General features: G+C 71.6%; 18 protein-coding genes and 1 pseudogene. 15 read left to right on the forward strand and 4 right to left on the reverse strand.

Annotated elements, in window-relative coordinates; translation table 11 throughout:
* Positions 1–114 precede the first annotated feature (114 nt).
* Positions 115–1,023, reverse strand: coding sequence for an HAD-IB family hydrolase (locus AB0C46_RS04715; protein ID WP_362825655.1), 909 nt, complete (start codon positions 1,021–1,023; stop codon positions 115–117).
* Positions 1,024–1,482: 459 nt separating this feature from the next.
* Here AB0C46_RS04715 and ssd point away from each other — a divergent pair, with 459 nt between their 5' ends.
* The 7 genes and pseudogenes from ssd to AB0C46_RS04750 all read left to right on the forward strand — a co-directional run.
* Positions 1,483–2,730 carry a septum site-determining protein Ssd gene (ssd, locus tag AB0C46_RS04720; RefSeq protein WP_362825656.1) on the forward strand — a complete coding sequence of 416 codons (1,248 nt, stop codon included), beginning with the start codon at positions 1,483–1,485 and terminating at the stop codon, positions 2,728–2,730.
* Positions 2,727–3,893 (forward strand): TadA family conjugal transfer-associated ATPase, encoded by a 1,167-nt coding sequence (locus AB0C46_RS04725; protein WP_362825657.1) that lies wholly within the window; start codon positions 2,727–2,729, stop codon positions 3,891–3,893. Before ssd ends, AB0C46_RS04725 begins: the two co-directional genes overlap by 4 nt.
* Positions 3,890–4,810: a type II secretion system F family protein gene (locus tag AB0C46_RS04730; protein WP_362825658.1), complete on the forward strand. Its 921-nt coding sequence runs from the start codon at positions 3,890–3,892 to the stop codon at positions 4,808–4,810. The genes AB0C46_RS04725 and AB0C46_RS04730 overlap by 4 nt, the downstream gene beginning before the upstream one ends.
* A gap of 13 nt (positions 4,811–4,823) precedes the next feature.
* Positions 4,824–5,666, forward strand: a complete 843-nt coding sequence (locus AB0C46_RS04735) for a type II secretion system F family protein (protein WP_362825659.1) — start codon at positions 4,824–4,826, stop codon at positions 5,664–5,666.
* A gap of 239 nt (positions 5,667–5,905) precedes the next feature.
* Complete coding sequence (locus AB0C46_RS04740; RefSeq protein ID WP_362825660.1) at positions 5,906–6,121, forward strand: DUF4244 domain-containing protein; 216 nt, start codon at positions 5,906–5,908, stop codon at positions 6,119–6,121.
* The gene (locus AB0C46_RS04745; protein WP_362825661.1) at positions 6,108–6,503 is read left to right on the forward strand and encodes a TadE family type IV pilus minor pilin; all 396 of its coding nucleotides are present in this window, start codon (positions 6,108–6,110) and stop codon (positions 6,501–6,503) included. The genes AB0C46_RS04740 and AB0C46_RS04745 overlap by 14 nt, the downstream gene beginning before the upstream one ends.
* A gap of 13 nt (positions 6,504–6,516) precedes the next feature.
* A pseudogene (locus tag AB0C46_RS04750) lies at positions 6,517–6,750 on the forward strand (Rv3654c family TadE-like protein); the annotation flags it as partial.
* Between the two features lie 303 nt (positions 6,751–7,053).
* Here the strand turns inward: AB0C46_RS04750 and AB0C46_RS04755 are convergent.
* The gene (locus AB0C46_RS04755; RefSeq protein ID WP_362825662.1) at positions 7,054–9,417 is read right to left on the reverse strand and encodes a DEAD/DEAH box helicase; all 2,364 of its coding nucleotides are present in this window, start codon (positions 9,415–9,417) and stop codon (positions 7,054–7,056) included.
* A 162-nt stretch (positions 9,418–9,579) separates the two neighbouring features.
* Here AB0C46_RS04755 and bldG point away from each other — a divergent pair, with 162 nt between their 5' ends.
* The 7 genes from bldG to AB0C46_RS04790 all read left to right on the forward strand — a co-directional run bounded on the left by bldG (position 9,580) and on the right by AB0C46_RS04790 (position 17,293).
* Entirely contained in the window at positions 9,580–9,921 is a 342-nt protein-coding gene (gene bldG, locus AB0C46_RS04760; RefSeq protein ID WP_018089983.1) for an anti-sigma factor antagonist BldG, read from the forward strand.
* Positions 9,922–10,031: 110 nt separating this feature from the next.
* Positions 10,032–10,469 (forward strand): ATP-binding protein, encoded by a 438-nt coding sequence (locus AB0C46_RS04765; protein WP_362825664.1) that lies wholly within the window; start codon positions 10,032–10,034, stop codon positions 10,467–10,469.
* Positions 10,470–11,456: 987 nt separating this feature from the next.
* The gene (locus tag AB0C46_RS04770; RefSeq protein WP_362825666.1) at positions 11,457–13,862 is read left to right on the forward strand and encodes a sodium-translocating pyrophosphatase; all 2,406 of its coding nucleotides are present in this window, start codon (positions 11,457–11,459) and stop codon (positions 13,860–13,862) included.
* 218 nt (positions 13,863–14,080) lie between these two features.
* Positions 14,081–14,665: a small secreted protein gene (locus tag AB0C46_RS04775; RefSeq protein ID WP_362825667.1), complete on the forward strand. Its 585-nt coding sequence runs from the start codon at positions 14,081–14,083 to the stop codon at positions 14,663–14,665.
* Positions 14,666–14,804: 139 nt separating this feature from the next.
* Positions 14,805–16,343, forward strand: coding sequence for a methyltransferase (locus tag AB0C46_RS04780; RefSeq protein WP_362825669.1), 1,539 nt, complete (start codon positions 14,805–14,807; stop codon positions 16,341–16,343).
* A 114-nt stretch (positions 16,344–16,457) separates the two neighbouring features.
* Positions 16,458–16,655, forward strand: a complete 198-nt coding sequence (locus tag AB0C46_RS04785) for a hypothetical protein (protein WP_362825670.1) — start codon at positions 16,458–16,460, stop codon at positions 16,653–16,655.
* A gap of 233 nt (positions 16,656–16,888) precedes the next feature.
* Positions 16,889–17,293, forward strand: coding sequence for a hypothetical protein (locus AB0C46_RS04790; protein ID WP_362825671.1), 405 nt, complete (start codon positions 16,889–16,891; stop codon positions 17,291–17,293).
* Positions 17,294–17,358: 65 nt separating this feature from the next.
* Here AB0C46_RS04790 and AB0C46_RS04795 read toward each other — a convergent pair whose 3' ends face one another.
* Both AB0C46_RS04795 and AB0C46_RS04800 read right to left on the reverse strand, forming a co-directional pair.
* Positions 17,359–17,799: a DUF2752 domain-containing protein gene (locus tag AB0C46_RS04795; protein ID WP_362825673.1), complete on the reverse strand. Its 441-nt coding sequence runs from the start codon at positions 17,797–17,799 to the stop codon at positions 17,359–17,361.
* Positions 17,796–18,422: a hypothetical protein gene (locus AB0C46_RS04800; protein ID WP_362825674.1), complete on the reverse strand. Its 627-nt coding sequence runs from the start codon at positions 18,420–18,422 to the stop codon at positions 17,796–17,798. Before AB0C46_RS04800 ends, AB0C46_RS04795 begins: the two co-directional genes overlap by 4 nt.
* Before the next feature lie 507 nt (positions 18,423–18,929).
* Between AB0C46_RS04800 and topA the strand changes: the two genes are divergently transcribed.
* Positions 18,930–21,782, forward strand: a complete 2,853-nt coding sequence (gene topA / locus AB0C46_RS04805; RefSeq protein ID WP_362825675.1) for a type I DNA topoisomerase — start codon at positions 18,930–18,932, stop codon at positions 21,780–21,782.
* The last annotated feature ends 78 nt before the right edge of the window (positions 21,783–21,860 follow it).

The raw sequence follows: 21,860 nt of genomic DNA on the forward strand, positions 1-21,860 counted from the left end.
TCCTGCGTTAAAGGTGTTCCTCTCGGATGTCCTTGGTCTCGCGGGCCGTTAAGTCCTTTGTACTACTCGGGCGGGGCAAGCGGAACCCCACGCCCCAGATCTTTACGTTTGACTTCAAACGCGGTCATTGCGGGTGGCGCGCCCGCTCCGGCCAATAAGGCCGAGGCGTGGCTTTGCGGTTTTCCGCCGGCTCGCGTACCAGACCAGCGTCGCGGTGGCCATCGCCGCGCCCACCGCGGCCATGGCGGCGAGCACCGGCCGCGAGGGCATCGACAGCGCCGGCAGCCGCTGCTTGAGCGGGACCGGCCGATTGAAGGAGAGGACCGGCCAACCCCGCGCGACCGCCTCGCGGCGCAGCGCCCGGTCCGGGTTGACGGCGAAGGGGTGGCCGACTGCCGCAAGCATCGGGACGTCGGTGGCCGAATCGCTGTAGGCGTAGCAGCGCTCGAGGTCGTAGCCCTCGGACACGGCGAGCTCCTGGATGGCCTCCGCCTTGGTCGGGCCGTAGGCGTAGTACTCCACCTCTCCGGTGAAGCGGCCGTCCTCGCCGACGACCATACGGGTGGCCACCACCCGGTCCGCTCCCAGGAGTTCACCGATCGGCTCGACGACCTCGGCGCCCGAGGTGGAGACGATCACGACGTCCCGCCCCGCGGCATGGTGTTCCTCGATGAGCGAGGCCGCCTCGTCATAAATGATGGGGTCGATCAGGTCGTGCAGCGTCTCGGCGACGATCTCCCGCACCTGGGCCACGTCCCAGCCGCGGCACAGTGAGGAGAGATATTCGCGCATCCGCTCCATCTGGTCGTGGTCGGCGCCGCCCGCCAGGAACACGAACTGGGCGTACGCAGTGCGCAGTACAGCCCGCCGATTGATCAGGCCGCCTTGGTAGAACGACTTGCTGAAGGTCAGCGTGCTCGACTTAGCAATGACGGTCTTGTCCAAGTCGAAGAACGCGGCAGTACGGGGAGTCGAGTGAGGCACGGAGTGGTTTTCCACGGGGCGAGCATAGGCGCCCACCATTCGGCGTAAGGTCTGGCGCGTGGGTTTGCCTGAGAAGGCTCTCGGGTACACCATGGAAGTCACGGATCGTTCGCGACCGTGCTAACCCGGTCCGGCTCCTCCCCCCCCGAGTCGGCCGTGGGGACGACCCCCGCTCTCCCCCCCGGCGGGGGTCGTCGCATGTCCGGACGCATTTTCCGTCACCGGACGCCGATCCGCACTTCCCCTTGCCCGCGCGGCACCCGCGGTCCCGACGCTCCCGCGCCCTTACGCACCGTAGTCAAGGGACTGCTCTGAGGAAGGCTCACCTTGCGCCCCAGAAGTGGCCGTCCGTCGCTGGAATAGGTGACAGGGATATTCACAGCCGCGGAGTTGTCCACAAATTTGGTTCAAGATCCACAAGATTTTCCCGATCGCTGCAACGTAAAAGTCCGCGAGTTCGCGGAGGTGCGAGCCGCGTAGCGATAGGGGGGACGGAACGTGGCCGGAATCACGCCATCGGAACGGCCGGTCCACACCGGCGAGGAGCGGGGCGGTCCGCTGATCATCACCGAGGACGAAAGACTCCTCGACGATCTTCTGCGGCTGTGTGCGGCGGCCGGGGCGCTGCCCGAAGTGGCGCACGGCCTGCCTGCCCGCAAAGGGGACTGGGAAGCGCCGCCCCTGGTGATCATCGGTGCGGACTGCGCGCACCGACTGCGCGGTGCCGGACGCCGGGCGGGCGTCATCCTCACGGGGCGGGATGCGGACGATCCGGCCGTCCTGCGGCTGGCCGTCGCCCTCGGCGCCGAGCGGGTGCTGGCGCTCCCCGACGGCGAGCGCTGGCTGGCGGACCGGATCGCCGATGCGGTCGAGGGCGTCGGACCGCCGGCCCTGACGGTCGGCGTCATCGGCGGCTGCGGCGGCGCCGGCGCGAGCACCCTGGCCGGCGCGCTGGCCGTCACCGCGGCCCGCACGGGACGGCGCACGCTGCTCGTCGACGGGGACCCGCTGGGCGGTGGGCTGGACGTCCTGCTGGGCGGTGAGAAGGAAAAGGGCCTGCGCTGGCCCGCCTTCGCCGAATCACGGGGCCGGGTGGCCTGCGGCGCCCTGGCCGAGTCATTGCCGCGGCTGCACTCGTTCCGGGTCCTCAGCTGGGACCGGGGCTCGGATGTCACCATCCCGCCCCCGGCCATGCGCGCGGTCATGGCCGCGGCGCGCCGGCGCGGCGGTGTCGTGGTGGTGGACCTGCCGCGCAGGGTCGACGTGTCGGTGATGGAGGCCCTGGTCCAGGTGGACATGGGTCTGCTGCTCGTCCCTACGGAGCTGCGCGCGGTCGCGGCGGCGCAGCGGGTGGCCGCCGGGGTGCAGAAGGTGCTCGGCGATCTGCGCGTGGTGGCGCGCGGGGCTCCCGGACGCCATGGGCACGGCCTGCCGCCCGACGAGATCGCCCGCCTCATGGAGCTGCCCTTGGCCGGTGAAGTGCCCTGGGAGGCGGGCCTGTTGGCGGATCTGTCGCGAGGGGTGCCACCGGGGGCGCAGGTGCGCGGACCGCTGGCGAGGTTCTGCACGGCGTTCTGGGAGCGGCTGACGGAGAGCGGGGGCGACGGCGGCGGGCCGCCGGCCGCCCCGGAGCCAGGACCGGGCGGCGGCCCCGGGCGGGGCACGGGACCTCGCACCGGCGCGAAGGGCCCTGCGGTCGACCCGGTGGCATTCCGTGTGGCCGGCCGGGGCGGAGGCCGGCCATGAGCCAGGGACAGGACTTGCTGGAGGTGGTGCGCCGGCGGCTCGCCGAGGCCGGGGCGGAGCCGACACCCGCCCGGGTGGCCGTGGCATTGCGCGAGCAGGGGCGGCTGCTGGGGGACGCCGAAGTGCTGGGCGTGGTGGCCGCGTTGCGGTCCGAGATGGTGGGCAGCGGGCCGCTGGAGCCGCTGCTGGCCGCGCCCGATGTCACGGACGTTCTGGTCACCGCGCCGGACGAGGTATGGGTGGACCGCGGTGGTGGGCTGGAGCGTACGGACGTCCGCTTCCGGGACGCGGCAGAGGTACGCAGACTCGCCCAGCGGCTGGCGGCGGTGGCCGGCCGGCGGCTGGACGATGCCCGGCCATGGGTGGACGCCCGCCTTCCGGACGGCACCCGGCTGCATGCCGTGCTGCCCCCGGTGGCCGTCGCCGGGACCTGTCTGTCCCTACGGGTGCTGCGGCCGCGGGCCTTCGGCCTCGCGGAGCTGGTGGCGGCCGGCACGGTCCCGCCGGGCGGCGACCGGTTGCTCCGGGCGCTGCTGGCGGCCCGGCTGTCGTTCCTGATCAGCGGCGGTACGGGCTCCGGCAAGACGACTCTGCTCAGCACGCTGCTCGGCCTGGTCGGCCCTGCCGAGCGGATCGTCCTGGCCGAGGACTCGGCGGAGCTGCGGCCGGACCATCCGCATGTGGTGCGGCTGGAGACCCGGCCCGCCAACCAGGAGGGCGTCGGCCGGGTGACGCTGCGGGACCTCGTACGCCAGGCGCTGCGGATGCGCCCGGACCGGCTGGTGGTCGGCGAGGTGCGCGGTGCTGAGGTCACGGACCTGCTGGCGGCCCTGAACACGGGCCATGAGGGCGGCTGCGGCACGGTCCATGCCAACGCCGCATGTGATGTCCCCGCCCGCCTGGAGGCCCTGGGTTCGACCGCGGGACTGGATCGCGCCGCGCTGCACAGCCAGCTGGCGGCCGCGCTCGCGGTCGTCCTGCATCTCGTACGCGACCGGACGGGGCGGCGCCGGATCGCCGAGCTGCATGTCCTGGAGCGGGACCGCGAGGGGTTCGTGGTGACCGTGCCGGCTGCCGTCTGGGGCCCGTGCGGCTTCCAAGAGGGGCGCGGCTGGGGGCGGTTGAGGCAGCTGTGTGAGCGGGGCGGGGGTGTGTCCCGATGAGTGTGGCCGGGGTGGCGCTGGTGGTCGCGGTGCTCTGCGCGGGCGCTGCCCTCCGGTCGGCGGGTGGCCGGCCGGAGGACGTAAGGCGGCGGGCCCGGGCGCTGCTCGGGGGCCGCGGAGAGGCGGAGTCGGCAGGGGGATGGCGGGCCTGGTTGCGGGGTGAGGGGGCACGGAAGTGGTGCGCGGGGCGGCTGGTCGAGGGGGAAGCGGGGCGCCGTTGGAGCATCGGCCGCTGGGGGGACTTGGGGCCGGAGGTCTGGTGTCTGCCCGCGGGTCTGGCGCTGGGGGTGCTGGGCGGATCCGTGTTCCCGGCGGTCGCTTCCGTGGTCGCCGTCTTCCTTGTCCGCCGGTGGCTGGTCACCCGTGGCGCGGGGCGTGTGCGCGAACGGCGCGCCGCCGCGGTGATCGGGCTGTGCGCGGCGGTGGCGGGCGAGCTGCGGGCCGGGCGGCAGCCCGCCCAGGCCCTGCTCGCCGCGGGGGCGCCGGGCCTGGGAGCGGCGGGCTCGGCGGTGCTGGCGGCCGCGCGGTACGGCGGGGATGTGCCCCAGGCGCTGCGTTCGGCGGCGCGGCAGCCGGGGGCAGCGGGACTGACCGGCATGGCCGCCTGCTGGCAGGTGGCCGTGGAGGGCGGCGCGGGGCTGGCCTCGGGGCTGGAGCGGATCGCGGCCGGGCTCAGGGCGCAGCGGGATCAGCGCGACGAGCTGCGTGCCCAGTTGGCGGGTCCCCGGGCCACCGCGCTGATGCTCGCACTGCTGCCGGCGGCCGGGCTCCTGATGGGCAGCGCCCTGGGAGCCGACCCACTGCGGGTGCTGCTGCACACCCCGGTCGGGTGGGGCTGCCTGGTGGTCGGCGGGCTTCTGGAGTGGGGCGGGGTGGCCTGGACGGCGCGGATCGTCGCGGCCGCGGAAGACGCGTAGGGAGGGGATCGGTGTGAGCGCGGAAGTTGTCCACAGGGTGGGGATGGCGGTCGCCGCCATGGCAGCGGTGCTGTGTGCCGTGGCGCTGGTGCGGGAGGCACACCGCGGACGCGCCGTTCGGAGACGGGTCCCGGCGGTGTGGGCCACCGGACAGGACCGGGGCGGGAGGGACGGGGCCCGGACCGGATCCTTCGCCCGTGTCCGGTGGCGTCGGCGAGCAGGGACGGTGAGGGACGGCGCGCCACGGAACGGCCGGCTGGGGGAGTGGGCCGGGCCCCTGGGGGCGGCCGGCCTCGTGGTCATCCTCGTCGGTGGCATGGCGGGGATCCTGGTGGGACTCGCCGTGGGCTACGGCGCGCAGCGTTACCTGGCCCGCCAACGGGGTGCGGAGGCGGTGCGTTCGGCGGTCGCGGAGGTACGGGCGGAGCTGGCCCCGGCCGGCGATCTGCTGGCGGCCTGCCTCGCGGCCGGGGCCGGACCACGGGAATCGGCGGAGGCGGTGGGCCGGTCGCTCGACGGGCCGGTCGCACAGCGGCTGCGCCAGGTGGCGGCGGAACTGCGCCTGGGCGGTGAACCGGCGGCCGTTTGGCCACGGTTGGCGGCTCTCCCCGGCGCCGAAGGACTGGCGCGCTGTATGGAGCGCGCCGGGATATCCGGGGTACCGGCCGTCGAGTCGGCGTCCCGGATCGCCGCCGAACTCCGGGCGGAGCAGGCCCGGGCGGCAACCGCGCAGGCCCGGCGGGCCGGGGTGCTGGTCACGCTGCCGCTGTCGGTGTGCTTCCTGCCGGCGTTCCTGACGCTCGGGGTGGCACCCGTGCTGATCGGCCTGGCAAGCGGCCTGCTGGGACGTAACTGAGCGGCGGACACAGCGCGTTCGCGGGCCGTTGCGGAGATCGCGGCGAGGCCCGTGGACCGGAACGGGGCCGACGGACGGACCGGCTCACCGGCCATGCGAGGGGCCATGCCGGAAGCCATGCCGGAGGCCAGTTCAACCGGCATGTCAGAAGCCAATTCACCAAGCCATTCACCAGAAGTAATGGATCAGAGGTCAATTCATCAGAGGCCATGGATCAGGGCCGTTCAAAGGGGGTTCGAATGTTTCGGGGTGCAAGGTGCGGAGGGTTGCGACGGTGGTGGGCGGAGCTGCGCGCGATCGGGGCCGACGACCGGGGGATGACCACGGCGGAGTACGCCGTCGGGACGCTCGCGGCGTGTGCCTTGGCCGCGGTGCTCTACAAGGTCGTGACGAGCGGACCGGTGCAGGCGTTGCTGCGGTCGACGCTCGAGCGGGCGATCAATGTCCAGTTCTGACGGCGGTGCCCCGGGCCTGCGGGCCCGGGGCACCCCGCGGACTCGCGACGCCGGATTCGTGACGGCGGAGACGGCCGTGGCCCTACCCGTCCTGGTGGCGGTGGTGGCGACGCTCATCTGGGGGCTGATGGCGGTCTGTGCCCGTATCGAGTGTGTGGACGCGGCGCGGGCCGGGGCGCGTGCCGCGGCACGGTCGGAGCCGCGGGCGGCGGTGATCTCGGCAGCCCGGGGCGCGGCTCCACGGCGCGCGCGGATCGCCCTGGCACGGGAGGGCGATCTGGTGCGTGTACGGGTCGCGGCCGAGCTGCCCGGCGTGGGGCGGCTGACGGTGCAGGTCACGGGGGAGGCGGTGGCTCTTGCGGAGGAGACGGTGCGGCGATGAGGGCTCGGCGACGGTGTGGACGGTCTTCGCCGCGGCGGCGCTCTGTGCGGTCTTCGTGGCCCTGATCGGCGTGGGCCAGGCCGTCACGGCACGGCACCGGGCGGGTGGCGCCGCGGACCTGGCGGCGCTGGCCGCCGCGGATCATGCCCTGCGGGGCCCGCCGGTGGCCTGCGCGGCGGCCCGCCGGGTGGCGGCCGCGCAGCACACCCGTCTGGTGCGCTGCGTGGTGACCGGGCCGGTCGCGGATGTCTCGGCCGAGGCGGGCAGCCGCCCGTTCACCTCCCGGGTACGGGCGCGGGCCGGACCGCCGGGACGCGGTGACCCGGCGCGGGCCCGAGCCGCGGCGACCCCGACCCCGACCCGGGCCCTTGCCTTGGCCCCGACCCTGACCCCTGCCTTGGCCCCGACCCTGACCCCGGCCGCGGCTCTGACCCCGGCCCCGGCCCCGGCCCCGACCCCGACCCCGGCCCTGGCCCCGGCCCCGGCTCTGGCCCCGGCCGGTGCCCGGCCCGCGGCGGCACCCCCGCTGCGCCCCCTGCTGCGCACCTCGCTACGCCCCCTGCGGCGCACCGCGCAACAGCTCGCCCAGCAGCCGGATGGCGCCCCGTTTGTGGAGCGGGTCGTTGCCGTTGCCGCACTTGGGCGACTGGATGCAGGAAGGGCAGCCGGCCTCGCATTCGCAGGAGGCGATGGCGCTGCGGGTGGCGGTGAGCCAGTCGGCGGCCGTGTGGAAGGCGCGCTCGGCGAATCCGGCGCCGCCCGGGTGGCCGTCGTAGACGAAGACGGTCGGCAGGAGGGTGTCCGGGTGGAGGGGCACGGAGACGCCGCCGATGTCCCAGCGGTCGCAGGTGGCGAAGAGCGGCAGCATGCCGATGGAGGCGTGTTCCGCGGCGTGCAGAGCGCCGCCCAGCTGCTCGGGATTGACGCGGGCGGCGTCGAGTTGGTCCTCGGTGACCGTCCACCACACCGCGCGGGTGCGCAGCGTACGGGGCGGCAGATCGAGCTTGGTCTCGCCCAGGACCTCGCCGGTGATCAGCTTGCGGCGCAGGAAGGAGACGACCTGGTTGGTGACCTCGACGGACCCGAAGCACAACCGGGCGTCGCCCCAGGGGATCTCGGTGTCGGTGTCGAGGACGGAGATCGCCGTGGTGTCGCGGGCAGTCGTGGAATAGGGCGGGCTGGCCTCCTCGACGAGTGCCACATCGTCGGCGAGGTCGAGCTGCTGCACGACATAGGTACGGCCCTGGTGGAGGTGGACCGCGCCGTCGTGGACGGCGGTGTGCGCGGCGGCGGCATCCACGGTGCCCAGCAGCCGCCCGGTGCCGGCCTCCACGATCTGTACCGGCGAGCCGCCCTGCCCGCGGATGTCGGTGAGGTCGGCGGCGCGCTCCCGGCGCGTCCAGTGCCAGGCCTTGGCGCGCCGGCGCAGCAGGCTCGCGGCCTCCAGCTGCGGCATCAGACCGCCGGCCGCGGGCCCGAAGAGCGGGAAGTCCGATTCGGTGAGCGGGAGTTCGGCGGCGGCCGCGCACAGGTGCGGGGCGAGCACATACGGGTTGTCGGGGTCGAGGACGGTGGACTCGACGGGCTGGTCGAAGAGCGCCTCGGGGTGGTGGACGAGATAGGTGTCCAGCGGGTCGTCGCGGGCCACGAGCACGGCGAGCGCGCCCTGCCCGGAGCGGCCCGCCCGGCCGGCCTGCTGCCACAGGGACGCCCGGGTCCCCGGATAGCCGGCGATGACCACGGCATCCAGCCCGGAGACGTCCACGCCCAGTTCGAGCGCGGTGGTGGCGGCCAGGCCGAGCAGCTCACCGCTGTGCAGGGCGCGTTCCAGGGCGCGGCGTTCCTCGGGCAGATATCCGCCCCGGTAGGCGGCGACCCGTCCGGGCAGCGAGCGGTCCACCTCCGCGAGCCGTTCCTGCGCGATCAGGGCGATCAGTTCGGCACCGCGCCGGGAGCGGACGAAGGCGACGGTGCGTACGCCCTGGACGGCGAGGTCGGTGAGCAGATCCGCGGTCTCGGCGGTGGCGGTCCGGCGGACCGGGGCGCCCTGCTCGCCGTGGAGTTCGGTCAGCGGCGGCTCCCACAGCGCGAAGACCAACTCGCCGCGCGGCGAGGCGTCCTCGGTGATTTCCACCACGGGCAGGCCGGTGAGCCGGGTCGCGGCCTGTCCCGGCTCCGCGGCCGTGGCGGAGGCGAGCAGAAAAACGGGCTCGGAGCCGTAGCGGGCGCAGATACGACGTAGCCGGCGGACGACCTGCGCGACATGGGAGCCGAAGACGCCGCGGTAGCTGTGGCATTCATCGATGACGACATAGCGCAGCGCGCGCAGGAAGGAGGACCAGCGGGGGTGCGACGGCAGGATGCCGCGATGCAGCATGTCGGGGTTGGTCAGGACGTAGTTGCCGTACTGACGGACCCACTCGCGCTCCTCGACGGGGGTGTCGCCGTCGTAGACCGCGGGCCGTACGGCCGGGCCCAGCGGGGCGGCCAGCTCACGTACGGCACGCCGCTGATCGGCCGCCAGCGCCTTCGTGGGGGCCAGATAGAGGGCCGTGGCCCCTCTCCCGTTCGGGGCCGCGGAGCCGTCCAGGAGCGTGGAGAGGACCGGTGCGAGATACGCCAGGGACTTCCCCGAGGCGGTGCCGGTGGCGACGACGACCGATTCGCCGCGCAGTGCGTGTTCGGACGTCCGTGCCTGGTGGGCCCAGGGACGATCGATTCCGGCCGAGCGGATGGCGTCGATCACTTCCGGCCGGATCTGTTCCGGCCAGTCGGCATGGCTGCCGATGCGCGGGGGCAAGTGCTCCGTATGAGTGATGCGCGCAGCGCGGGTCGCGCCCCTGGCGAGACGTTCGAGAATCATGCCTGGGGACGGGCGCGCACCCGCATCCGGCGGGAGTGGATTGGAGGCCATCGGCACCGAGTGTGTCACCGGAGTGACGGACAATGCTTAAAGGGCGTCGTGCACGCCTACTGGTAAGTGATTGAATGCCATGGCGGCTGCCAGATCCGCCCCTACCTTCGGTGGGGAGGCCCCAGGGGGGCGACCGCTCGATAGCAAGGTGCTGGAGGATCCGTGGACCTGTCCCTGTCGACCCGGACCGTTGGCGACCGTACGGTCGTCGAGGTCGGTGGCGAGATTGATGTATACACCGCGCCCAAGCTGCGGGAGCAGCTGGTCGAGCTTGTGAACGACGGAAGCTACCACCTCGTGGTGGACATGGAACGTGTCGACTTCCTGGACTCCACTGGGCTCGGCGTACTGGTCGGCGGGCTCAAGCGGGTGCGTGCCCATGAGGGCTCGCTGCGCCTGGTCTGCAACCAGGAGCGCATTCTCAAGATCTTCCGTATTACCGGACTGACCAAGGTGTTTCCGATTCACACCTCGGTCGAGGAAGCCGTCTCGGCGACTGACTGACGGTTTTGCCGGTCCCCCGCGCCCTCAGGCGCGGGGGGAGGAAGAAGTGGGGGGTACCGGACGGAGGTCCGGCCCCCTGCGTCGCACGCCCGCATATCGAGGGGGATGGCATGGCCACCGTCGAACTTCGTTTCAGCGCCCTTCCCGAGCATGTCCGCACCGCGCGTCTGGTCGCGGCTGCTGTGGCACGGCGCGCGGGGGTGGACGAGGCCGTGCTGGACGAGGTGCGGCTCGCCGTCGGTGAGGCGTGCAGCCGGGCCGTGGGCCTGCACGAGAGCCATGAGATCGCGGCACCGGTGCGGGTCCTGCTGATCGAGGACGAGAAGAAGTTCTCCATCGAAGTGGGCGACGGGGTGACCGGCGACTCCGGTACGGCGCACGGCGCCGACGAAGCCGAGGGCGTCGCGGAGAGCGATGCCGAGGGCGAGGACGAGATGGGTCTCGCCGTGATCAGCGGGCTGGTCGACGATGTCGAGGTGACCGCCGGCAAGGACGGCGGGCTGATCCGCATGACCTGGCCCACCACGACGGCCGCGGTCCTGCCGTAGCGCTTCCGCCGTCTCTTCAGGGGAACGCCTCCGAAGCCTTTCCGGGGGATGCCTCCGAGCCGCGCTGTCCGTCGTAGGTGGCGCGGCATGAATCGTCACGTTCCGCAGTCCTTCCACATGAACCGTCACGTCCGCAGTCCTTCCACGCACCGACGCTCCGAGGGCGATGACGGCGGCTGTGGCGGGCTCGCGCACGAGAGCGGCGCCGGTCGGCCGCGAGATCGCCGGAGAGGGCGCCCGTACGGCGTTCTGCCGGTCTCCCACCTCCGTGATGGCTCCGGCCCCGTGAGGCGCTGACCCTGCGCACACCGACGTGCGCTGACCCTGCGCACCGATGTGTGCTGACCCCGTGCACACCGACGTGTGCTGACTTCGTGCCCCCCCGGCGGGGCCCGGTCCGGCGCCGGCACGGGCCGGGGAGGGGGCGGCCTGCCCCACCACGGGCGGACCGCCTCGGCTCCCGATGGCGCTGAGGAGCGTCGCTGACCGCGGTACGGGGGCTTCGCCGGAGCTTCGCCGGACCGCCTCAGCTTCGCCGTACCGAATGTTCCCGGTCTCCGCTCCCGTCTCATGCGTTGCGATCCGGACTCGATCTGACGGCTCTTCATCGGGTGGCGGGGAGCGGTTCGCGCGCCATGGGTCACCCGTTCGGCCGTAGCCGGGCGGATCAATTCTCTCCGGCGTCACGCACACCTCAATCGGCGCAGGCTCCGAGGCGGCGTCCTTGAGCAGCGGCGATCAGCGGGCGACCCGTGGGCGATCAGTACGACAGAGAGATCATCGGGCAGTGGTCAGCGAATTCGCCGCTTTCCTTCGTCCGGGCGAATTCCGTAGCCCGTCGGCCTTTTGATCTTCCCAGCTACCGGCGAATTCCCTTTGACGCGTACTGTTTTGATCAACCGCGGCTCCCTACAATCCGTCCACATCTTGCTCAGGACGCCTGAGCGTGCTTCCGCGCGCCCATGTGCCAAACGTCAAGGAGGACGAATGGCGGGGCCTTACACCCCTCAGTTGCTTGACACCCCCACTTTTCTGGCCGGGCCGTCACTTACGGCGGGCAACCGCGGCATCGTGCTGGTGATCGCCGTGGTCGCCCTGGCGGCGCTGGCAGTCGCGGCGGTGCTGGTCCGCCAAGTGCTCGCGGCCGGTGAGGGAACCGACAGTATGAAGAAGATCGCGGCGGCCGTGCAGGAAGGCGCAAATGCCTACCTGGCACGGCAGTTGCGGACCCTCGGCGTATTCGCCGTCGTGGTGTTCTTCCTGCTCATGCTGCTGCCTGCGGACAATTGGACGCAGCGCGCCGGACGCAGCGCCTTCTTCTTGATCGGCGCCGGATTCTCGGCGGCCACCGGCTATATCGGCATGTGGCTTGCCGTGCGCAGCAATGTGCGCGTCGCGGCGGCCGCCCGGGAAGCCACTCCCGAAGACGGCGATACCCGGGAAAGGGATCTTACGGCCGTCTCTCACAAGGCGATGAAGATCGCATTCCGTACCGGTGGCGTCGTCGGAATGTTCACCGTGGGGCTGGGCCTGCTCGGTGCCTCCTGCGTGGTGCTCGTGTACGCGGTCGACGCGCCCAAGGTGCTGGAGGGCTTCGGCCTCGGCGCCGCGCTGATCGCGATGTTCATGAGGGTCGGCGGCGGCATCTTCACCAAGGCCGCGGACGTCGGCGCCGACCTCGTCGGGAAGGTCGAGCAGGGCATTCCCGAGGACGACCCGCGCAACGCCGCGACCATCGCGGACAACGTGGGCGACAACGTCGGTGACTGCGCCGGTATGGCCGCCGACCTCTTCGAGTCGTACGCGGTCACCCTGGTCGCCGCGCTCATCCTCGGCATGGCGGCCTTCGGCGACGCCGGGCTCGCCTTCCCGCTGCTGGTTCCGGCCATCGGTGTCCTCACCGCGATGATCGGCATTTTCGTGGTCGCGCCCCGGCGCAGCGACCGCAGCGGCATGACGGCCATCAACCGCGGCTTCTTCATCTCCGCGGGCATCTCGCTGGTCCTGGTGGCCGTCGCCGTGTTCGCCTACCTGCCGTCCAACTACCAGGGCCTGAAGGGTGTCACCGACGTCGAGATCCTCAGCCGCAGCGGCGACCCGCGGATGCTGGCACTGGTGGCGGTCGCCATCGGCATCGTGCTGGCCGCGCTGATCCAGCAGCTGACCGGCTACTTCACCGAGACCAACCGGCGGCCCGTGAAGGACATCGGGAAGACCTCGCTGACCGGCCCGGCCACCGTCATCCTCTCCGGTATCTCGATCGGCCTGGAATCGGCCGTCTACTCGGCGGTGCTGATCGGCCTGGCCGTCTACGGAGCGTTCCTGCTGGGCGGCGCTTCCATCATGCTGGCGCTGTTCGCGGTGGCGCTGGCCGGCACCGGCCTGCTGACCACCGTCGGCGTGATCGTGGCGATGGACACCTTCGGCCCGGTCTCCGACAACGCGCAGGGCATCGCCGAGATGTCCGGCGATGTCACCGGTGACGGCGCGAAGGTGCTGACCGACCTGGACGCGGTCGGCAACACGACCAAGGCCATCACCAAGGGCATCGCCATCGCGACGGCCGTATTGGCCGCGGCCGCGCTCTTCGGCTCGTACCGGGACGCGATCGCCACCGCCGTACAGGAGGTCGGCAACGCCGCCACCGGGATGGGCCTCAGCCTGGACATCTCGCAGCCCAACAACCTGGTCGGGCTGATCCTCGGCGCCTCGGTGGTCTTCCTGTTCTCCGGGCTGGCGATCAACGCGGTCTCGCGGTCGGCGGGAGCGGTGGTCTTCGAGGTGCGCCGGCAGTTCCGGGAGCACCCCGGGATCATGGACTACAGCGAGAAGCCCGAGTACGGGCGGGTCGTGGACATCTGCACCAAGGACGCACTGCGTGAGCTGGCCACCCCCGGGCTGCTGGCCGTGCTCACCCCGATCGCGGTCGGCTTCTCGCTGGGCGTCGGCGCGCTCGGCTCGTTCCTGGCGGGTGCGATCGGCACCGGCACGCTGATGGCGGTCTTCCTCGCCAACTCCGGTGGCGCGTGGGACAACGCCAAGAAGCTGGTCGAGGACGGGCATCACGGCGGCAAGGGCAGCGAGGCGCATGCCGCAACGGTCATCGGTGACACCGTCGGCGACCCGTTCAAGGACACCGCGGGCCCGGCGATCAACCCGCTGCTGAAGGTCATGAACCTGGTGGCGCTGCTGATCGCGCCCGCTGTGGTCAAGTTCTCATACGGCCAGGACAAGAGCGCGGGCGTCCGGCTCGTGGTCGCGGCGCTGGCGATCGCCGTCATCGTCGGGGCGGTCTACGTCTCCAAGCGGCGTGGAATCGCCGTGGGTGACGAAGACAACTCCGAAGATCCGGAAAGTATCGCCAAGTCGGCCAAGACAGCGGTGGCGTCCTAGCCGGAAAGGACCACCGAAAGGGCTCGCGGACCGCTCAACTGGGCGGGTGGACGGCGTATTTTGCAGGCGCCGGCCACCCGCCTTCCGCGTGCTCGGGTGGCCCTGCGGTCCTTGGTGCAAATGGCTGCAATGAGGGCAGGGCGGGATGCCCGACCGGTGGCCCAGGCCCTTTGGACGTGTATGTTCCGGGGCCGAGAGCCATGGAAGGGACCAATCCGGTGAACAAGAAGCTTGTGGCTGCACTGTCCGGCGGTGCCGCACTGGTGCTCGCGCTGACCGGCTGCAGCGACGACAGCAGCAAGAAGCTCAATGACTGGGCGAAGAGTTTCTGCGACCCTGCGCAGGCTCAGTTCAAGAAGATCCAGGACGCCAACGGCGCCATGCAGACGGCCGACAACGGCAGCACGGACTCCAAGAAGGTCCAGCAGACCGACTCGGCCGCCTTCCAGAAGATTTCCGGCGCCTACGCCTCGCTGGCCAAGTCCCTGGAGAAGGCCGGGCCCCCGCCGACCGACCAGGGCAAGCAGGCCCAGCAGAACGCCGTCAAGGAGCTCAACTCGCTCTCCAAGGGCTACGCGAACCTCCAGAAGCAGGTCGACAGCCTCGATACCTCGGACAAGCTCAAGTTCGCGGACGGTCTGCGCGACCTCTCCAACGGCATCAACAAGCTCAACAAGCAGAGTGAGGCCGCCTTCAAGAACCTCGAGGCCGGTGACGTCGGCACGGCGATGGCCGCCCAGAAGGGATGCCAGAACCCCGCTGCGTCCGGTGCCCCGGCGCCCACGCAGTCCAAGAAGTCGTAGCGGCCACGGGAGCCGGCCGAGCCGGTGAGCCGCGGCATCCGCGAACCGGCAACGGCTCCGACGGCCCGGCGACGCGCCCGAGAAGGGTGTGGCGCCGGGCCGTCGCCGTTTGTCAGTGGCAGGGCCGACAATGGTGGGCGTGAGTACGCACCTCCCCACCGCAGATGCCCAGGACCCCGAGAGCAACGCCCGCACGGCCCGGCTGCGCGAAGCGCTGCTGGCCGCCGCCTTCACCGCCGACGGGCTGCTGGACCTGCTCGGCGCACCGGCCTATGCCGCGCTGGCGCGCAGCGAGACCGTTCCCGCCCTGCGGGCCACGCGCGGCGACAGCCCGCTGGAGACCCTGGTGCGGCTGTTCCTGTTGCAGCGCCCGGTGGAGCCGCGGCGCGCGCAGGCCGCGCTGCCGGTCGCGGACTGCCTCGCCGACGGCTGGCTGGTGCAGGACGGCGACGAGCTGCGCGCCAGTGTGGATGTGCGCCCGTACGGCGGCCCCGAGGGGCAGGACTGGTGGATCGTCTCCGACCTGGGCTGCGCGGTCGGCGGGGCCGGCGGTATCCGGGGCGTCGGGGAGGCGGACCGGGCACAGCTGGTGCTCGGCGTCGGCGGTGCGTCCACGACCCTGGCCGGGATCACCACGCGCCGGCCGGTCACCAAGGCGCTCGACCTCGGTACGGGCTCCGGCATCCAGGCGCTGCACGCCGCCCAGCACGCCACCCGCGTCACGGCCACCGACCTCAACCCCCGGGCGCTGCGGATCGCCGCGCTGACGCTGGCGCTCTCCGGAGCGGGGACGGCGGACCTGCGGGAGGGCTCGCTGTTCGAGCCGGTCGGTGACGAGACGTACGACCTGATCGTGTCCAACCCGCCGTTCGTGATCTCCCCGGGCGCCCGCCTCACCTACCGGGACGGCGGCATGGGCGGCGACGACCTGTGCCGGACGCTCGTCCAGCAGTCCGCCGCGCATCTCAACGACGGCGGTTACTGCCAGCTGCTGGCCAATTGGCAGCATGTGGCGGGCGAGGAGTGGCACGACCGGCTGCGGTCCTGGGTGCCGCGCGGCTGTGACGCCTGGATCGTGCAGCGCGAGGTGCAGGACATCACCCAGTACGCCGAGCTGTGGCTGCGCGACGCGGGCGATCACCGGGCGGGCGACGAGGCGTACACGGCGCGGTACGACGCCTGGCTCGACGAGTTCGAGGCACGCAAGACCAAGGCCATCGGCTTCGGGTGGATCACGCTGCGCAAGTCCGGTTCGGACGCTCCCTCCCTCACCGTCGAGGAATGGCCGCATCCGGTCGAGCAGCCGCTGGGGGAGTCGGTCGTACGGCACTTCGACCGTCAGGACTATCTGCGGGCCACGGACGACGCGGCGCTGCTGGCCGGCCATTTCCGGCTCGCCGACGAGGTGGTCCAGGAGCAGGTCGGGCTGCCCGGGGCGGAGGATCCGGAGCATGTGGTGCTGCGGCAGAACCGCGGTATGCGGCGGGCCACGAAGGTGGACACGGTGGGCGCGGGCTTCGCCGGGGTGTGTGACGGCTCGATGCCCGCCGGGCGGATTCTGGACGCCATCGCCCAACTCGTCGGCGAGGACCCGGTCCTGCTGCGGGACCGCACCCCGGCCTCGATCCGGATGCTGGTCGAGCAGGGGTTCCTGGAGCCGGTGGCCGCGGGCGGCTGACGCGGGCGGCTGACGCGGGCGGCTGACGAGGGCGGGGGGAAGCGGTGGGCGACATGCGGACGGCGTTCATCCCGCGTTCGCCGGGATGCCGCGCCGGGGTGCCACGCTGCGCGCATGGAGAGTGGACCCGAGGCATTCGCCGGTGTGGCCTTCGCGCTGTTCGGCGCCGGACTTCTGGTGTGGACGGGCGTCTGCGCGCGGACCGGTACCCCGGTCGCCGAGGGTGTCAGCCGTCCGGTCGCCACCGTGACGGCGTTGCTGTCCGGGGTGGTGTTCCTGGCCACGGGTTATTGGCTGCTGGCGGCGTTGTAGCCGCAGGCGTCGCCCTGTTGTCCCGTCGGTCGTCGGTTCGGCACCATCGGTGCCGGGCGTCTTCCTCAACTGCCGCCGGAAGGTGCTACGTTCACTTCCAGCCAGTTCTGTCATAAATGGCCGGTGTGTGCCGGTACGTGGGAACTATCCGGTGCTGTCAGGGCATGTTCCTCAGTGAAGGTCACCAACAGGCCGGTCGGCCAACGGGCCGGCCCCTTCCGTGAGGAACCCCTATGAACCGTGCACTTCGCTACGCCTCCGTCGGCGTCATCGCCGTCTCCCTGCTGGCCGGCGGCTCGGCCGCGGCCTTCGCCGCACCGCAGGACCTCCACTCGCCCAAGCCGGTCGTCGCCGCCGCACCGGCCGCCGCCACCCTGACGGCCAAGGCCAGTGCGACGACGGTCAAGGCCTGGGAGCAGTTCCGGATCACCGGCGTGGCCAAGGGCATCAAGGCCGGCACCAAGCTCACCGTCCAGCAGAAGCAGGGCGCGAAGTGGGTCTCGCTGCCCGCGCAGACGCCGGTCAACTCCAGCGGTGCCTACTCGGTGCGGGTCAAGCTCGGCATCAAGGGCGTCAACCAGCTCCGCATGGCCACCGGCAGCACCACCTCGCCGGTCGTCACGGTCACCGTGCGCTGACGCACTGACGCACTGACGCACTGACGCACTGAGGCCGGACGGTCCGGACCGCGGCCGGACCGTCCCTAGCCGACGAGATTGCGGGCGAGCATCCACACCGCGGCGATGCCGAGCACCACGGCATTGCCGCGGCCCGACAGCCGGGGCCGGTAGACCCGCCCGCGGAGGCCGGCGACCAGCCAGCGCGCGACGGCGTACGCCACGGCCGGCCCGCCCAGAAGGAGCAGCACGGCGTTGTCGTGGAAGGCCGTCAGGACCTCGCCGTGCATCAGGTCGTACGCCATCCGGGTTCCGCCGCACAGTGGGCACAACAGTCCGGTGGTCCATTTGAAGGGGCAGGGGATCAGCAGCTGCCCCGGCTGGTGCGGATCGGTGTGCCAGAGGTAGACGGCGGCCGCCGCACCGATGCCGAGCGTGACCGACGCCCGGCGGAGGGTGCGCGTCCGGACCGATGCCCCAGTGGGGCCCGCAGGCTCGGCGGGACCCCAGGACTCCCCGGTGCTCACACGCTCAGCGACCGGGCGTAGTTGACCTGGTTGAGCACCCACATCACCTGCTCGCGTGACTGCACCGGGATCATCGTGGCGTGGTGCCGGCCCCCGCTGTTCACCGTGACCTGCACAAACCCGGTCGTCACCCGCTCCTTCATCAGGAGGAAGAGCAGGCCGAGCAGACAGAAGAGGAAGAAGACGATGGCGAGCACGACCGCGTGCGCCGGGATCCTCTCCTCCGTCCGCGACATATCGGTCGCCGTCCACACTGCGCCCTTCAGCTGCATCGGCCCGGCCGGCGTCATGATGGTGTCGCCGCTCACCGCGATATCGCCGAGCGACAGGGACATTCCGCCGGGCTGGGCCCCGGGGAAACCGCCCGGTGCCGGCTGCGGCGGCGCGCTCGGCGGGAAACCGGGCGGCGGCGTCGGCTGCACGGCGCCCTGCGGATAGCCGTAAACGGGCTGCGGCTGCGAGCCGGCCTGCGGATAGCCGTATCCGGGGTCCCCGGGGCGGCCGCCCTGCGGATAGCCGTAACCGGGGTCGGCGGGCCGGCTGCTCTCCGGCGTGGCGTAAGGGTTCTGGCCGGGTTGGCCGGGCGGCTGTTCCGGAGGCGGTCCGGGGTACTGGTTCGCCATGGGTGGTGTTCCCCCCGAGAGTGCGTGATGACGGCAGTACTCGGCTCGAACGGCGAGCCGTGCCGTGTCCATCCTGCCAGCCCGCTCACGTGCTGTATCAAGGCAATGACGGCATCCGGCGCCGCCTTGTGACAGTCGCCGGCCGGCGGGCGGAGCGGTGCGCGGCCCCGGGCGAGCGATGAACCGTCGGGGATCCGTCACTGTGTGGAATCACCGGAGGTGCCGGGGCTGCGGCGCGCCGGGAACGGCCGGCGTGGACACCGGGGAGCGGAGCGGCCCCGTCATGATCCATAGGGCCGGCCCCGGGGCCCGTGGCGAGCGCCTGATGCGGTCCGGGCGGCATGAAGGCATGTAGTCGGGTTACCGTTCGAGTGGCGTTGCGGGGTTTTTCCGTTTGACACGGGGCCGGGAGGTACCGTCACACTCCGCAGCGTCAAGCGTCACCGCAGTGCGTCCCGGCGTCCGGCCGGGGAGCATTCCCAGCGTCGACCGGAGAGAAGAGCGAAGTTGTCCCCGACCAGCGAGACCACAGACGGCGGCGGCCGCCGACTCGTCATCGTCGAGTCGCCTGCCAAGGCGAAGACGATCAAGGGCTACCTCGGCCCTGGCTACGTGGTCGAGGCCAGCGTCGGACACATCCGCGATCTGCCCAACGGCGCCGCAGAGGTCCCGGCGAAGTACAAGGGCGAGCCCTGGGCCCGCCTCGGTGTGAATGTCGACGCCGACTTCCAGCCGATCTACGTCGTCAACAGTGACAAGAAGGACCAGGTCAAGAAGCTCAAGGAGCTGCTGGCCGAGTCCGACGAGCTCTACCTCGCCACAGATGAGGACCGCGAGGGCGAGGCCATCGCCTGGCACCTCCAGGAGATCCTCAAGCCCAAGGTCCCCGTCCACCGGATGGTCTTCCACGAGATCACCAAGGACGCGATCCGTGAGGCCGTCGCCAATCCGCGCGATCTGAACCAGAAGCTGGTCGACGCCCAGGAGACCCGCCGTATCCTCGACCGCCTCTACGGCTACGAGGTCTCGCCGGTCCTGTGGAAGAAGGTCATGCCCCGGCTGTCGGCCGGCCGGGTGCAGTCCGTCGCGACCCGCCTCGTCGTCGAGCGGGAGCGCGAACGCATCGCCTTCCGCTCCGCCGAGTACTGGGACCTGACCGGCACCTTCTCCACCGGCCGGGCGGGTGACGCGAGCGACCCGTCGACGCTGACCGCGCGGCTGAACACCGTCGACGGCCGCCGTATCGCCCAGGGCCGTGACTTCGGTCCCAACGGGCAGCTCAAGAACGACGTCCTCCACCTGGACGAGGCGAACGCCCGCGCGCTCGCCGCCGCCCTGGAGAACACCGACTTCGCGGTGCGCTCGGTCGAGTCCAAGCCCTACCGCCGCTCGCCGTACGCCCCGTTCCGTACGACCACCCTCCAGCAGGAGGCCAGCCGCAAGCTCGGCTTCGGCGCCAAGTCCACGATGCAGGTCGCGCAGAAGCTGTACGAGAACGGCTTCATCACCTATATGCGTACGGACTCCACCACGCTCTCGGACACCGCGGTCGCCGCGGCCCGGGCGCAGGTGACGCATCTGTACGGCGCGAACTATCTGCCGGACAAGCCGCGCACGTACGCCGGCAAGGTCAAGAACGCGCAGGAGGCGCACGAGGCGATCCGCCCCTCCGGCGACCGCTTCCGCACCCCGGCCGAGACCGGTCTGAGAGGCGACCAGTTCAAGCTGTACGAGCTGATCTGGAAGCGGACCGTCGCCTCCCAGATGAAGGACGCGACCGGTAACTCCGTCACCGTCAAGATCGGTGGCCGGGCCGCCGACGGCCGGGATGTCGAGTTCAGCGCGTCCGGCAAGACCATCACCTTCCACGGCTTCCTCAAGGCCTATGTGGAGGGCGCCGACGACCCCAACGCCGAGCTCGACGACCGCGAGCGCCGGCTGCCGCAGGTCGCCGAGGGCGATGCGCTGACCGCGCAGGAGATCACCGCCGACGGGCACGCCACCAAGCCGCCCGCCCGCTACACCGAGGCCACGCTGGTCAAGGAGCTGGAAGAGCGCGAGATCGGCCGCCCGTCGACCTATGCGTCGATCATCGGCACGATCCTCGACCGCGGCTATGTCTTCAAGAAGGGCACCGCGCTCGTCCCGTCCTTCCTGTCCTTCGCGGTGGTCAACCTCCTGGAGAAGCACTTCGGCCGGCTGGTCGACTACAGCTTCACCGCCAAGATGGAGGACGATCTCGACCGCATCGCCCGCGGTGAGGCGCAGTCCGTGCCGTGGCTGCGGCGCTTCTACTTCGGCAAGGGCCACGGCGAGGGCGGTGCCGCGGACGCCGGCAACGGCGACGGCGACCACCTCGGCGGGCTCAAGGAACTGGTCGAGGACCTGGGCGCGATCGATGCCCGGGAGATCTCGTCCTTCCCGGTCAGCGACGAGATCAAGCTGCGGGTCGGCCGCTACGGCCCGTACGTGGAGCGCGGGGAGAAGGACGCCGAGGGCCACCAGCGCGCCGACGTCCCCGACGACCTGGCGCCCGACGAGCTGACCGTGGATTACGCGGAGGAGCTGCTCGCCAAGCCGAGCGGTGACTTCGAGCTGGGCATGGACCCGGACAGCGGCCACCAGATCGTCGCCAAGGACGGCCGCTACGGCCCGTACGTCACCGAGATCCTGCCCGAGGGCACCCCGAAGACCGGCAAGAACGCGGTCAAGCCGCGCACCGCCTCGCTCTTCAAGTCGATGTCCCTGGACACGGTGACGCTGGCGGATGCGCTCAAGCTGATGTCGCTGCCGCGCGTCGTCGGCAAGGACCCCGAGGGCGTGGAGATCACCGCGCAGAACGGCCGCTACGGCCCGTATCTGAAGAAGGGCACCGACTCGCGCTCCCTGGAGAACGAGGAGCAGCTCTTCACGATCACCGTCGACGAGGCGCTGGCGATCTACGCCCAGCCCAAGCAGCGCGGGCGGGCCGCCGCCAAGCCGCCGCTGAAGGAGCTGGGCACGGACCCGGTGAGCGGTAAGCCGGTGGTGGTCAAGGACGGCCGGTTCGGTGCGTATGTCACCGACGGCGAGACCAACGCGACGCTGCGGCGGGACGACGACGTCGAGACGGTCACCGCCGAGCGGGGCTACGAGCTGCTGGCGGAGAAGCGCGCCAAGGGGCCGGCGAAGAAGACCGCGAAGAAGGCGGCCAAGAAGGCGCCGGCCAAGAAGACGGCCGCGAAGAAGACGACCGCCAAGAAGACCGCGGCGAAGAAGACGACCGCGGCGAAGAAGACGACAGCCAAGAAGACGACGGCCAAGAAGACCACCGCGAAGACGGCGGCGGCGAAGAAGACGGCGGCGTCGGCCGAGGACTGAGGCGGCACCGGCCGGTCCCGGCCGGCAAAACCGCAGGACAAGGGCGGGCAAGACGGACACGTTCCGTCGGGCCCGCCC

The organism is Streptomyces sp. NPDC048637, from assembly GCF_040650675.1.
In the GTDB taxonomy this organism is placed as follows: domain Bacteria; phylum Actinomycetota; class Actinomycetes; order Streptomycetales; family Streptomycetaceae; genus Streptomyces.